Raw genomic sequence first — 13,956 nt, 5'->3', positions numbered from 1 at the left:
AAAAAAAATATCTAAAAATTATATTAATTATCGTCTTCCAACCTTAATTGCACCATTTAATCAAAAAAATAGAGCCTTATAAGTTGAGTAAGACTAAAAAAGCGGCTACGTAGCCGCTTTCAAAAGATCAAAATAAATTATAACTTTTCGAAGTAAAGTGGTTCGCGCTCTTTTTTACCTACTTCATTCATTGTTTCGGCATTGAATAAGCGACCATTGATCATGGTGTAATCTACTTTATCCGAATCTCGAATATTTTTAAGCGGATCGCCATCTATAACCATTAAATCTGCCAGTTTGCCCACTTCAAGCGAGCCTACGTTTTTATCAAGTCCTAGATACTTAGCCGGATCGAGTGTTGATGCACGTATAGCCTCAAGCGGTGTCATTCCGCCTTGTGCAAACATCCACATCTCCCAGTGTGCACCTAAGCCTTCACGCTGGCCGTGAGCACCTAAGTTAACCAATACTCCTAGGTCTTGTAGCTCAGCAGCAACGCGTGCGTTATTAAAGTGATTATAGTGATGATCGGGCGCTTTAATGCGGCGCATAGAGCGTGGTAATAATTGATTTTTAGGCACAAATTTACTTAAACGCGGATGATTCCACACATCAGTTTTATCGTACCAGTAATTTTCACCCCAAATGCCACCATAAGCCACTACAAGTGTTGGTGTATAGCCAACATCACTTTGCGACCATAACTGCTTTATATCGTCGTATATGTTCTCTACAGGGATTGAATGCTCGATACCTGTGTGTCCATCTACAATCATACTTAAGTTATGTTGTAATAATGAGCCACCTTCAGGGACAACCATCATTTCAAGCATCCGACCTGCTTCAATAACTTGTTGGCGCTGCTCACGACGTGGTTGGTTATACGATTTAACACTAAACGCCCCTACTTTTTTAAGGCGCTCTAAATGAAATTTAGCATCGTCTAACGAGTCAATATGCGAAGTATAACCTGGCATATTTGCGCCATATAAAATAGTACCGGTTGAGAAAATACGCGGGCCAACAATCATGCCTGCCTTTTGCATTTCGCTTGCGGTAAATATTTCTGAGGTATCGTTTGATGGATCGTGAATTGTAGTAACACCTAGCGCTAAACCTGCAAAGTTTTTCCAGTTTTGCTCAGGTATAATTTCGTCACTTGCTTGCGAGCCATGTGCATGAGCATCAACAATACCAGGCATAATAGTTTTACCTGTTACATCAATAACCTCAGCACCTTTAGGAATGCTTATATCGCTGGCTGTACCAATTGCTTTAATATGCTTACCATCAGTGATAATTACACCATTTTCAATAACCTTTTCGCCGTCCATAGTTATAATTTTTGCACCAGTGAGCGCAATCATACCTTTAGGCTCAGCCATTTTTTTAATGAAACCGATATTATCGCCACTTTTCACTTTAAAGTCGGCATCTTCGGCTTTGTTAATGGCAAACATCCCCTCAAGGCTTGCATGATAAAGCTCAGGCCCTAATGTCCAATAAAGTTTGTTGCTCTTAGCGCTCCAACTAATGTTTTCACCAGCACGCACTGATAACTGCTCTATTGGAAATTGACTGTCTTTAGGCCCAATATTAATTGTTTTACCACTTTGAACAAACGGCGTTACAAATACTTTAAATCGCTCAGCAAATGCGAGGTATTGCCCATCTGGTGATACTCTAAATTCAGTAGCATGTTCTGACTCGTACAGTTTGCGAACTTTTTTACTTTCAAGCTCAACTACACTTAGCGTTGGTTTTGGCCAAGGACTCATTATAAAAACGCGATCGTTTGCATCTCCAAATTGTGGTTGATAACCACTTTTTGAAATAAGCTCACTTTTACCGCCTTTTGCGCTTACGCTATAAACCCCCGGATTAAGTGACCACTTAGGGTTTAAAATACTGCCGCCAGTGGCTTTACGATAAACAACAGTCTTTCCATCTGGGCTAAAAGTTGGCTCTACGTACTTGCCAGGCTCTTTAGTTATTGTATCGCCACGACCACTGCGCGCAGACACAACCCTTACAGACCCTTGTTTGTTGTCATCCCATGTGGTGTAAACTATTTTTTTACCATCGCGAGAGTACTGTGGAAATAATTCGTAATGATCAGTTTGCTTTGTTAAACGCTTAATTTTACCTGACTCTAAATCACGTTTATAAATGTGTCCTAGTGCTTCAAAAATTGCCGTTTCGCCATCTGGGCTTACTTGCACATTACGCAGCATTTTTACATCAAACTCATCAGTATCTAAGTTTTGTGTAAAGCGCACCGCTTTTTGAATTTTTTTAGTAGTTTGCACTTTAAAAGGAATGGTTTTAACGGATTTGTCTGCAACATCTAGCTTGTGAATTGTACCACCAGCCCAAAATACTAACTCTTCGTTATCGGGTGTCCATGCAATGGTTGGGTATACACCATGAATAGCCCATGTTTCTTGCATATCTCGCTCAAGCTTATCGTAAAGCTTAGTGTGCTCACCGCTAGTTAAGTCATATAAATACAAGCTAGTTTGAAAATCATCACGCTTTATATAAGCAAGCTTTTTACCATCTGGTGATGGTGTAGGCCTAATAGCACCGCCCATCGTATCGATTACAGTTTCAATTTCACCGGTTTCACGGTCGTAGCGCTTAATTTTATAAATGCCCGCTACAGAATCCTTTGAATAATGAAAGGTTTTACCGGGTGTTGCATCATGCGAAAAGTAAACATAACGGCCATCAGGTGAAAACATTGGCTCACCTAAATCTTTTTGATCGTTCTCGCGTTTTGTAAGCTGTACGCCCTTGCCACCCGCTTTGTGATACAACCACACTTCACCTGCTCCCAATGAGCGGCTAGCAGTAAAGTGTTTACGTGCAACTAAGTAGTCGCCATCAGGACTCCATGCAGGGCCATTTAGTAATCTAAAGGTTTCATCGGTAACAGCGTGTTGGTTTTCGCCATTTAAGTCCATTATCCAAATATTATCGCCACCACCTTGGTCGGAGGTAAACGCAATACTTTTGCCGTTAGGACTAAAGCGTGGTTGCATTTGCCATGCAATATCAGAGGTGAGCTTTGTAGCTGTACCACCACTCATTGGCATAGTGTAAATATCGCCAAGTAAGTCAAACACCACGGTTTTACCATCAGGGCTAATATCTATATTCATCCATGTGCCCTGCTCAACGCTAATTGCAGCGTCAACAAATTGCCCCTTAGGTGAATCTACTTGCCATTTTTGTTCGTCTTTTTCAGCGGCATTTACCTGCCCTATCGCTAATGACACCGACAGCGCCAATACTGTATGAAGCATTTTTTTCATGCGTTTCTCGCTTGTTATTGTTGCAGTAAAAACTATTTCACATGATTGCAACAAAAACAAACGCAACTTGCCAGCGTTATATGATAAAGCGCGGTTTATGTAGGTTTAATGCCAAACGATAGGGTCAAATTGATAGTAATTAACTAGCATACTGTAAATTTCAGGATCGTATCGGCGAAGCTCTGCGGGTTTTTCGAGGAAGGTTTCGGTGAGTACAGCAAAAAACTCAGCTTCGTTAGTCGCACCATAGCTGTGAATAACATGCGGCATGCTATAGGCAACATGGCTTTTTAACTGGGTGAAAGCACGGCTAAATACTCGGCCCCACTCTTTGTAATCTGCTGAGCTTTTTAAAATGGGTGTGCCCGTTGTTTTACCTGTTTCTTGATCGAGTTGATGCGCAAACTCATGAAATACCAAGTTATGTCCATCGCTTGGTAAACGATTACCCTCAAGTACATCATGCCAGCTTAAAACGAGCGTGCCGCCAGGCCATGACTCGCCTAGTCTTACCGTATTATGGTAACTCACAAGTCCTGCACTATCGCGAGTTGATTGCGGAGCATAATAAGCACTTGGATATAATAAAATTTCTTTTACATTTCTATATAACGGCCACGGTTTATTAAGTACTAATACACACGCATCGGCGGCAACAATTAACTTCATTGCAGACGTTAGCCTTAAGCCATCACAACCGACAAAGCGTTTTTCGTTTAAAAACCACGTAATATGTCGCTCTAATTTTTCTCTGTCGGCGTCGGTCATTTTTTTATAGATGGGCATGCAACGCAGTAAAATATCTTTTTGCTGCGAATTTAAAGCAAAGTCTTTATATTTACTGCGCCATAATCGGTTTTGAATTGATGGCCAACGCCAGAAAATCACCACAAAAAGAATTAAAACAACAATTAACAGTCCATTTATCATGGGGATTTCCTGAGCTAAGGTATGGTATATAAATATGTCCAGCACACGTGCTTTTCAAGCATACAAGGTTATGTATTTGAATATAAAGTAATTCACATCGCATTGCTTATAGATTACTTATAGATTACTTATAGATTACTTATAGATTACTTATAAATTATTTACTGCTTTGCACTGCCGTTACTGATGTGTTTAAAGTTAATTTTTGCAAAAGGTATCAAATGTACCCTGCAATGTGTTTATAAATTTCGCTACGTGCAAACCATCCATTAATGAATGGTGTACATCGATAGCTAAAGGCATTGTGCCTGTGTGTTTATCAAACTGACCAAATACAAATTTAGGAATGCCTAAACTCTGCCCTTCACTAAATGCATGCGAAAACGCACTAAAATTCAGCCACGGCAAAACAGATATATGAATTAAATCTGCCTGCCCTTCTGTTTGAGCAAATGCATCAGAAAATAACGGCTGTAATTTCGCTTTTTTGCTTACGTCACTTGCATGATTTGTAAACTCTTTAAAATCGCTTGCGCTATTAAAATAACTAAAAACAAACGTATCGTTTTCAGACAACTCAACCACACTTGCGCGAACACTGTTAAGTAACCATGGTAGATTATCTATTATACGTAGCATTATTGAATCGTACTCATGGCACGCTTTTAAGGTGCAATATACATACGCTTGAAAAAAAGAAAATTGATTGGTTTTGCAATAGTCGTAAAGTGCTTGAGCATCTAAACGCACACACACATTAAAGTAAGGCTGAGAAAAGTGTTTAAATAATTCAAAGTGTTGCTTTCTAGGCCAATTATCTAAATCGATAGGCTGCATGAGAGAAGTTGAGGGAGTCATAATTTGCCGCACAAAATTAAAAATAAAGTGTACCGCTGTTCAGTAATAATTGCATTAACTTACAGATAAACAAAGGGTGTGCACTTGCACACCCTTATATAAATTAGAACTTAGATCACAGACCGTTTTTAATGATCTCTTGCGCTAATTCGTCAGCAATTAAATGCGTTGATTTTTGCTCTTTTTCGCTACGGGCAAAGATTTCAGCTAACGTATTAAAAATACCTTCAACATGTTTATTAGACGCTGCTGCACTGTAACCTTCTGGCGCTGTTTCGTAATAAACATTAATAATACCACCAGCGTTAATTACGTAATCTGGTGCATATAAAATGCCTTTTTCACGAATAACTTCACCGTGGCGAGACTCTGCTAACTGATTATTAGCACAGCCTGCAATAATAGTCGCTTTTAAACGCGGTATCGTTAAATCGTTAATAGTCGCACCTAATGCACACGGTGCATAAACATCAACATCTAAGTCGTAAATTTCATCAATGCCAACCGCAGTCGCGCCAAAATCATTAACTACGCGATCAATTGCAGCTTGGTTAATGTCAGTTACAAACAGCTCAGCGCCCGCATCGGCTAAATGCTTACATAAACCATATGCAACAGCACCTAAACCTTGAACAGCCACTTTCACACCTGCAAAATCTTGATGACCACGTTGATGCTGTAGCGCTGCTTTAATTCCTAAAAACGTACCATATGCTGTAAATGGCGATGGGTTCCCACTTTTACCTTCAAGACCCAGTACATAATTAGTTTCTTTATTCATAATAGCTACATCAGCACATGTGATGTTTACATCTTCTGCTGAGTAATAGCTGCCATTTAATCGCTCTAACTGGCGACCAAATGCACGGAATAATTGCTCAGATTTAATTTCTTTCGCGTTACCTATAATTACAGATTTACCACCACCAAATGGTAAGCGCGCAACTGCATTTTTATAAGTCATGCCCTTTGATAAACGTAGCACGTCGTAAACAGCATCTTCGTCGTTCGCATAATCCCACATTCTACATCCACCAACTGCAGGACCTAGGTTAGTATTATGTACAGCAATAATTGCTTTTAAACCCGACTCTTCATCAGAACAAAAAACCACTTGTTCATGGTTATCAAATTCAACTCGATTAAACACAGCCACTTAAAATACTCCGAAATAGTTAACCCGTGAGAGGGTATGCGCGCTGGAAATTGCCGAGACTTTATCACTTCATATTCGAGTTCGCTATACTCGCAGAAGATAAAACCAATGAAAACATCAAGCTTAAATTAAATAACCGGATTAAAACTATTGTATAGATAAAAAATTCACAAAATCGTCATTTGTAAGTTTTAAAAACTATAAATAGAACAACCACACCAACTTACGTTTACGTGAACGTAATACAGCTGTTGCATGTAAAGTTTAATATACAAGTGCTGCTTGCCCGCCACGTACTGCTGCCTATAGGTTTCCAGTAAAAAGTGAGCTTTTTCGCAAACTGGTCAGAGCTGTAAACTTGGTAATGACTCTATTTAAAAAAACAAAAAAGCGAGCACTAGGCTCGCTTTTTAAAAATACAAAACGTACGTTATTTTAGCTTGCTATCAAGCTCTTCAATTTTAGCTTTCCAGATTGCAGGGCCTTGTGTGTGCGCATTAGCACCTTCACTGTCTACTGCAACGGTCACTGGCATATCTTCTACTTCAAATTCGTAAATAGCTTCCATACCTAAATCTTCAAAAGCAACTACGCGTGCTTTTTTAATCGCTTTAGATACTAAGTAAGCTGCGCCGCCTACTGCCATCAAATAAACAGATTTATGCTCTTTAATAGACTCAACCGTTGCAGGGCCACGTTCAGCTTTACCAATCATGCCTACAATGCCTGTTTTTTCTAACATCATATCGGTGAATTTATCCATGCGAGTAGCTGTTGTAGGGCCTGCAGGACCAACTGCTTCATCACGTACCGCGTCTACTGGTCCAACGTAATAAATAAATTTATTATCAAAGTCTACGCCTTTTGGTAAACCTTCACCTGAATTGATCATATCTTGCAGACGTTTATGCGCTGCATCACGACCTGTTAAAATAGTGCCCGAAAGTAAAACAGTTTCGCCCATTTTCCATTCTTGAACATCTTTTTTAGTCAGTGTATTTAAGTCAACACGACGTGTTCCTTCGCCCACTTCAAATGTTACTTGTGGCCAATCTTCTAGCTTAGGTGCTTTTAAATTAGCAGGGCCAGAACCGTCAAGTGTAAAATGTACATGGCGAGTTGCCGCACAGTTAGGGATCATTACTACAGGTTTTGAAGCCGCATGCGTTGGTGCTGTTTTAATTTTAACATCAACAACCGTTGTTAAACCGCCTAAGCCTTGTGCGCCAATACCTAATTTATTAGCACGGTCAAAAATTTCTAAACGCAGTTTTTCTTCAGTCGTTTCTGCGCCGCGTTCCATTAGTTCATGGATATCAACTGGGTCCATTAACGACTCTTTAGCCATTACTGCCGCTTTTTCAGCCGTACCACCAATACCTATTCCTAGCATGCCTGGCGGACACCAACCAGCACCCATTGTTGGTAGTGTTTTTTCTACCCATTCAGCAACATCATCTGACGGGTTTAACATAACCATTTTACTTTTGTTTTCAGAGCCGCCGCCTTTAGCCGCAACCATTACTTCTACTTTACCACCCGCTACTAAATCAATATGTACAACCGAAGGCGTATTATCTTTCGTGTTTTTACGCGTGCCAGCAGGGTCTGCAACAATAGATGCACGTAAAGGGTTATCTGGATTCAAATATGCACGACGAGTACCTTCATCAACCATTTGTTGAACGGTTAAATCTGTTTTATCCCACTTAACATCCATACCTACTTTAACAAAACAGGTAATAATACCGGTATCTTGGCAAAGTGGACGCTTGCCTTCAGCCGACATGCGTGAGTTAATTAAAATTTGTGCAATGGCGTCTTTAGCCGCTTTACTTTGTTCTTTGTTGTAAGCTTTTTCGAGAGCTTGAACAAAATCAAGTGGGTGATAGAACGAAATATATTGCAATGCATCTTCAATGCTATCAATAAAGTCTTGCTGACAAATTGTACTCATAGTGGTTCCTTAAGTTACCGTTACGCGTTTTCGCGTAATCTAAATCAAACCGGTGACGGTGGTTTGCACTCTTTTTTACAGCTTAGTGCTGCCAAAAAATTTGACTTATGATACCCTCCCAGCCCGTTTCGAGCCAGTTCTTAAAGGGGCAGTAAATGCTAAACAATAAAAAAATTGTATTAAATTAGGCATAACACAAAACTGCATTGACGTTTTTGCGCATTTTTCACATTTGCCTTATGCAATTCTATTAGATTCTGCAAATAGTAATCATATAAACAGCCGTTTTGATATTATTGCCATTGAGCCGCAAAGTACCCTTGAAGTAAAAAATAATAAAAGCTTTTTAAATAATATAGAAAGTAGTGATAACTGCTTTGAAATTATGAATAATGAGCTTTCGCATCTTGATAAAACAAAAGCCGGTTACGATTTACCCTTTAACGGCGGCTGGCTTGGCTACTTTGGCTACGACCTAGGCCGTACAATTGAAAACATCCCCACTCGTGCTATCGAAGACATTAATCTTCCCCAAATGGCTATTGGCCTTTACTTAGATGCCCTTATTTACGACAAGCAGCAACAAAGCTGGTTTTATGTATCGCAGCCAAACACCGATCGATTAGCGCTTTATGAACAATATTTAAATACACACGTTAACTCCCGAGTTAATACGCAGTCCTTTGCCCTAAACAGCGACTGGCAATCAAATATGAGCGAAACGCAATACGCTGCAAAGTTTGCCCAAATTGAGGAGTATTTAAAAAGTGGCGATTGTTACCAAATTAATTTAGCGCAGCGCTTTAACGCTCAGTTTGAAGGCTCCCCTTGGGCAGCTTATATTAAACTGCGTGAGGCAAATAAAGCGCCGTTTTCAAGCTTTATAAATCACCCTCAAGGGGCTATTTTATCAATTTCTCCTGAGCGCTTTATATCTGTAAATAATAACGTTGTAGAAACCAAGCCTATTAAAGGCACACTGCCACGAAAAGCAGATGCACTAGAGGATCAACAACAAGCGCAAATACTCGCAGCATCAGCTAAAGATCGCGCTGAAAATGTAATGATTGTTGATTTACTACGTAACGATTTAGGCAAAGTAGCAAAACCAGGCAGCGTTCACGTCCCCTCCCTTTTTGCTATTGAAAGCTTTCCGGCAGTGCACCATTTAGTAAGCACGGTAACCTCAGAACTTGATGAAGGTAAAACAGCGGTCGATCAGCTAAAAGCGGCTTTTCCGGGGGGCTCAATCACAGGCGCACCCAAAATTAGAGCGATGGAAATAATTGAAGAACTAGAGCCGCATCGCCGCAGCATTTATTGTGGTTCAATTGGTTATTTAAGTGCGTGTGGAAATATGGATACGAGTATCACTATTCGCACCTTGGTGTGCCACAAAGCGCAAATTTACTGCTGGGCAGGCGGCGGAATAGTAGCTGATTCTAAAGTCGAATTGGAATATCAAGAAACTTACGATAAAGTAAATAAAATCCTCCCTTTATTAAAACAGTAGGTCGCTTTGAATAGTGAACACATTATGGCGCGGTTTCTGTTAAGCCCTACAGCTGCGCCAAATCAGTTAAAAGACACACGTAAAAAACGCGCTAGCGCTGTTATGCTGCCAATTATTGATATAGATAACCATGCACATATTTTACTGTGTAAACGCCCTACTTATTTACACCATCACCCTGGGGAGATTTGTTTGCCCGGAGGTAAGTTTGAAGTAAGCGACATTACCCTTCGCACCACAGCCCTTCGCGAACTAAAAGAAGAGCTAAATATTGCCCAAAGCAACGTTAATGTATTAGGTCACTTACCTGAGTATTCAACCTTAACGGGTTTTAGTATTAGCCCCTATGTGGGTTTACTCAAAAAAGACACCACCTGGGAAAATGACTATAATGAAGTACAAGCGAGCTTTTTGCTCTCTGTCACTGAGTTAAATAACGAAGCTAACTGGCAACCCTTACCTTTTCAACGATTTGGGAAAACGGTTATTTTGCAAGGTTTTAAAACACCGCATGGTTTACTATGGGGTGCGACTGCAAGCATTATAAAAAACTTTACAAAACAACTCGCCTTACCAGTTTAAATCTTCGTTATTAGTAGTTACACAATCACAATTCCACGTTATCATGCTCGACCGTTCAAAGAGCAGCTTCGTGCTGATAAAACAAAGTAGAGACACACACATTATGATCAGTGCATTTGATATGTTTAGCATTGGTATTGGCCCTTCGTCATCACACACCGTTGGCCCAATGCGCGCATCACGCTTATTTGTTAATGACCTACAAGAACAACAATTATTAGCAAATGTGACCGATATTAAAGTAGAGCTTTATGGCTCTCTTGGTCAAACAGGTGTTGGCCATGGCTCGGGTAAAGCCGTAATTCTTGGTTTAGCCGGTTACGATCCTGAAACAATTGACGCCGATTTAGTCGACGACATTTTAGCAACCATCGAAAAAGATCAGGTTATTTATCTAAACAAAACACACAAAGCTAAGTTTCCAAAACAAGGTGCTATTGTTTTTCATCGTCGTAAAACACTGCCTAAGCATTCTAATGCAATGGAAATTATCGCCTCAAACAACGGCGAAAAAATTTACAGCAAAGTATATTACTCTATTGGCGGTGGCTTCATTGTTACCGACGAAGAGTTTGAAAACGAAAAACAGGCGGCCCTCGATATTAGAGAAGAAAATCCAGCCCCCTTCCCATTTGGTAGCGCAAAAGAACTACTAGAGATGTGTAAAGAGTCTGGGTTTAGTGTTTCTACCTTGATGATGAAAAACGAAAAAACACTGCGCACTGAAGACGAAGTAAAAGACACATTGTTCCATATTTGGAAAGTAATGATGGCGTGTATTGACCGTGGTATGCGCACCGAAGGTATTTTACCTGGCGGCTTAAAAGTAAAACGCCGTGCGCCCAGCTTATACTTAAAACTAAATATAGAGGTCAGTAACGACCCGCTTCGTGCAATGGACTGGGTTGATTTATTTGCCCTTGCCGTAAACGAAGAAAATGCGGCAGGTGGCCGTGTAGTTACCGCACCAACTAATGGTGCTGCGGGTATTTTACCAGCTGTGCTTATGTACTATCACACATTTGTGAAAGAAGTAGACCGCGATATAGCCACGCGTTATTTATTAACCGCTGCTGCTATTGGTATTCTATATAAAAAGAATGCCTCTATATCGGGTGCCGAAGTAGGTTGCCAAGGTGAAGTGGGCGTTGCGTGCTCTATGGCTGCAGGCGCATTAACAGAAATTGTTGGTGGCAATGTTGTGCAAGTAGAAAACGCAGCAGAAATTGGTATGGAACATAATTTAGGCCTAACATGCGACCCTGTTGGTGGCTTAGTACAGGTGCCGTGTATTGAACGTAATGCAATGGGTGCTATTAAAGCAATTAACGCTTCACGTTTAGCTATACGTGGCAGTGGCGAGCAAAAGGTATCGCTTGATAAAGTGATTAAAACCATGCTTGAAACTGGTAACGATATGAAAACTAAATATAAAGAAACCGCTCGCGGTGGATTGGCTGTTAATATTATCGAATGTTAATCAGCTCGCTATAAAAAGAAAAAGCCGCCTATTTTTAAAATAGGCGGCTTTTTTATTATTCGTTTAATGTAGTGACATTATTTAACGGGTAACTCTATATCTGCAAATAACTTATCTACGTCATCTTGGTTCCGTAATAAGCTTGCTCGCTCCACGCGCTCTTTAGTTAAATGCGGTGCAAAACGTTCGATAAAATCATACATATAAGTACGTAAAAAACTGCCCTTTCTAAAACCAATTTTGGTCGTGCTAGCTTCAAATAAGTGGCTTGCATCAATACACACTAAATCGGTATCGCTCACTTGATCTATCGCCATTGAAGCAACAACACCAACTCCTAAACCCAGTCGTACGTATGTTTTTATAACATCAGCATCGGTTGCGGTAAATACAATGTGTGGTTCAAGCCCGTGTGCGCTAAACGCTTTATCTAACTCTGAGCGGCCCGTAAAACCAAATACATATGTAATGAGTGGATATTGAGCAATATCAGCCACAGTTAAACTATTTGCCTTTTTAGCGAGCGGATGGTCTTTAGCTACAACAATACTGCGATTCCAATGGTAGCAAGGCAGCATAACTAAATCTGAATACAAATGCAGTGCTTCTGTTGCAATAGCAAAATCGGCATCACCGCGTGCTGCAGCATCCGATATTTGCTGTGGAGTACCTTGGTGCATGTGAAGCGATACCGCAGGGTATTTTTTCATAAACCCTTGAATTACGTTAGGCAAAGCATAACGAGCTTGGGTATGTGTTGTAGCAATATTTAACTTACCTTGATCAGGTAGCGTATGCTCATTAGCAACGGCTTTAATACCTTCTACTTTAGAGAGTATTTCACGAGAAATATTAATAATATCTTCGCCGGCACCGGTTACATGCGTTAAATGCTTACCACTGCGACCAAAAATTTGCACACCCAACTCATCTTCTAACATGCGTACTTGTTTAGAAATTCCTGGCTGCGAGGTAAATAAACTCTCAGCAGTCGCTGAAACATTTAATTTATGATTTTGTACTTCTACGATGTATCTGAGTTGTTGTAATTTCATGGCTGCAAATTTTAACGTTATTATTCATATTATTTATAAAGGCAATACCGCTTAAAACCAAGTGTTATTTACGTAAAATAGCACTTTAGGTCTTTAGGTGTGCAATTATCTGATTAGAGCTCAAGGCTAGCATAATAAATATGCTTCAGGTAGCGATGATTATTCAGCTTTAGTTTATAAGCCCTTAGGCTTACTGCAGTTTATAAAGAGCTCAACCTATCAATTTTTTGGTATATTTTTTAAGTTAATCGGCGCAAAGCTACCCTGTTAACGTATATTTAATGTAAGATTAAATAATTAGGTTATATATCCGAGAATTACACCATGATCGTTTCTATTATAATAGTGCTTATAGTTGCATTGATTGTGATTGCACTTTGGGTAAGTGCTGTACAACAACACAAAGAAAAACAAGAGGCAGAACGCCGTAAAGAGCTTACAAAACAAAAAGCTATAATAGAAGAAACAGAAGAAGCGCTAATGAATAGTGCTAACATCCCCCTTTCTGAAAATCTAATTCGTACATTACAGCGCCGTATTTACGAAGCCTTAAATACAATGGTTACTAACTCGCAAACATCTAAAGCACTTAAAAGCCGCTTAAGTGAAGCAAAAACGCACTTATCTAATCCAGTTCAAGATAATAGCAGTGAAGCTTTAACGCTACCGAGTAATGACAAACAACTTGTAGGCCTAATTCAAGGCATTAAAAAATTACGCTCAATTTTACGCTCTGAACACAGCAAAGGTCGTATTGATAGCCAAGTTTTTGTTCTTGAAGATAAACGTCTCGAAAAACTACAGCTGCGTATTAATATTGAAAGCCAAATAAAACGGGGCTTGTCTGCCCGCTCAGCCAGTATGGTTGGTTCTGCAAGACAGTACTTTGAAAAAGCGCAGGCAACACTCAGTGCAGTCACCTACTCTGATGAATACGTAACAACAAAACGGCTAGAAGTTGAGGGTTACTTAGAAGCAATTAGTGTTGAACTGAGAGCTTCTAATGCAAGCGCACTTAAAAAGAAAACAGAAGAAGAGCAAGACGACTTAGATATATTGTTTGCTCCTAAAAAGAAATGGTAATTCTTTTATAAAAGCATTAAAAAAA

9 protein-coding genes and 1 pseudogene are annotated in these 13,956 nt (G+C 39.9%); 4 read left to right on the top strand and 6 right to left on the bottom strand.

Features of this window, described 5'->3' with window-relative positions; translation table 11 throughout:
• Positions 1–137: 137 nt before the first annotated feature.
• The 5 genes from P20429_RS08590 to P20429_RS08610 form a co-directional block, all read right to left on the bottom strand.
• Positions 138–3,317, bottom strand: coding sequence for an amidohydrolase family protein (locus tag P20429_RS08590; RefSeq protein WP_007583850.1), 3,180 nt, complete (start codon positions 3,315–3,317; stop codon positions 138–140).
• A 105-nt stretch (positions 3,318–3,422) separates the two neighbouring features.
• Positions 3,423–4,247: a M90 family metallopeptidase gene (locus tag P20429_RS08595; protein ID WP_002961680.1), complete on the bottom strand. Its 825-nt coding sequence runs from the start codon at positions 4,245–4,247 to the stop codon at positions 3,423–3,425.
• 198 nt (positions 4,248–4,445) lie between these two features.
• The gene (locus tag P20429_RS08600) at positions 4,446–5,084 is read right to left on the bottom strand and encodes a CatA-like O-acetyltransferase (RefSeq protein ID WP_007583847.1); all 639 of its coding nucleotides are present in this window, start codon (positions 5,082–5,084) and stop codon (positions 4,446–4,448) included.
• A 136-nt stretch (positions 5,085–5,220) separates the two neighbouring features.
• Positions 5,221–6,261, bottom strand: coding sequence for a Glu/Leu/Phe/Val dehydrogenase (locus tag P20429_RS08605; RefSeq protein ID WP_007583845.1), 1,041 nt, complete (start codon positions 6,259–6,261; stop codon positions 5,221–5,223).
• A gap of 430 nt (positions 6,262–6,691) precedes the next feature.
• Positions 6,692–8,218 (bottom strand): fumarate hydratase, encoded by a 1,527-nt coding sequence (locus P20429_RS08610; RefSeq protein ID WP_007583843.1) that lies wholly within the window; start codon positions 8,216–8,218, stop codon positions 6,692–6,694.
• A 155-nt stretch (positions 8,219–8,373) separates the two neighbouring features.
• Here P20429_RS08610 and pabB point away from each other — a divergent pair.
• From pabB to P20429_RS08625, 3 genes and pseudogenes are all read left to right on the top strand, one after another.
• Positions 8,374–9,731, top strand: a pseudogene (pabB, locus tag P20429_RS08615) (aminodeoxychorismate synthase component I).
• A 6-nt stretch (positions 9,732–9,737) separates the two neighbouring features.
• Entirely contained in the window at positions 9,738–10,313 is a 576-nt protein-coding gene (locus P20429_RS08620; RefSeq protein ID WP_033026841.1) for a CoA pyrophosphatase, read from the top strand.
• 103 nt (positions 10,314–10,416) lie between these two features.
• Positions 10,417–11,793, top strand: coding sequence for an L-serine ammonia-lyase (locus tag P20429_RS08625; RefSeq protein ID WP_024590992.1), 1,377 nt, complete (start codon positions 10,417–10,419; stop codon positions 11,791–11,793).
• A 77-nt stretch (positions 11,794–11,870) separates the two neighbouring features.
• Here P20429_RS08625 and cysB read toward each other — a convergent pair whose 3' ends face one another.
• Positions 11,871–12,848 carry an HTH-type transcriptional regulator CysB gene (cysB, locus tag P20429_RS08630; RefSeq protein ID WP_002961670.1) on the bottom strand — a complete coding sequence of 326 codons (978 nt, stop codon included), beginning with the start codon at positions 12,846–12,848 and terminating at the stop codon, positions 11,871–11,873.
• A 324-nt stretch (positions 12,849–13,172) separates the two neighbouring features.
• Between cysB and P20429_RS08635 the strand changes: the two genes are divergently transcribed.
• Positions 13,173–13,931 (top strand): hypothetical protein, encoded by a 759-nt coding sequence (locus P20429_RS08635; RefSeq protein WP_007583833.1) that lies wholly within the window; start codon positions 13,173–13,175, stop codon positions 13,929–13,931.
• The last annotated feature ends 25 nt before the right edge of the window (positions 13,932–13,956 follow it).

It is taken from the genome of Pseudoalteromonas sp. BSi20429 (assembly GCF_000238895.1).
GTDB classification, from domain to species: Bacteria; Pseudomonadota; Gammaproteobacteria; order Enterobacterales; family Alteromonadaceae; genus Pseudoalteromonas; species Pseudoalteromonas arctica.
Note: the sequence above shows the minus strand (reverse complement) of the source record. Positions and strands in the feature narration are given on the sequence as shown.

Excerpts from the sequence above, each read along its gene's own strand:
- P20429_RS08590 (WP_007583850.1), bottom strand. The coding sequence starts at position 3,317 with ATGAAAAAAATGCTTCATACAGTATTGGCGCTGTCGGTGTCATTAGCG.
- P20429_RS08595 (WP_002961680.1), bottom strand. The coding sequence starts at position 4,247 with ATGATAAATGGACTGTTAATTGTTGTTTTAATTCTTTTTGTGGTGATT.
- P20429_RS08600 (WP_007583847.1), bottom strand. The coding sequence starts at position 5,084 with ATGCAGCCTATCGATTTAGATAATTGGCCTAGAAAGCAACACTTTGAA.
- P20429_RS08610 (WP_007583843.1), bottom strand. The coding sequence starts at position 8,218 with ATGAGTACAATTTGTCAGCAAGACTTTATTGATAGCATTGAAGATGCA.
- P20429_RS08625 (WP_024590992.1), top strand. The coding sequence starts at position 10,417 with ATGATCAGTGCATTTGATATGTTTAGCATTGGTATTGGCCCTTCGTCA.
- cysB (WP_002961670.1), bottom strand. The coding sequence starts at position 12,848 with ATGAAATTACAACAACTCAGATACATCGTAGAAGTACAAAATCATAAA.
- P20429_RS08635 (WP_007583833.1), top strand. The coding sequence starts at position 13,173 with ATGATCGTTTCTATTATAATAGTGCTTATAGTTGCATTGATTGTGATT.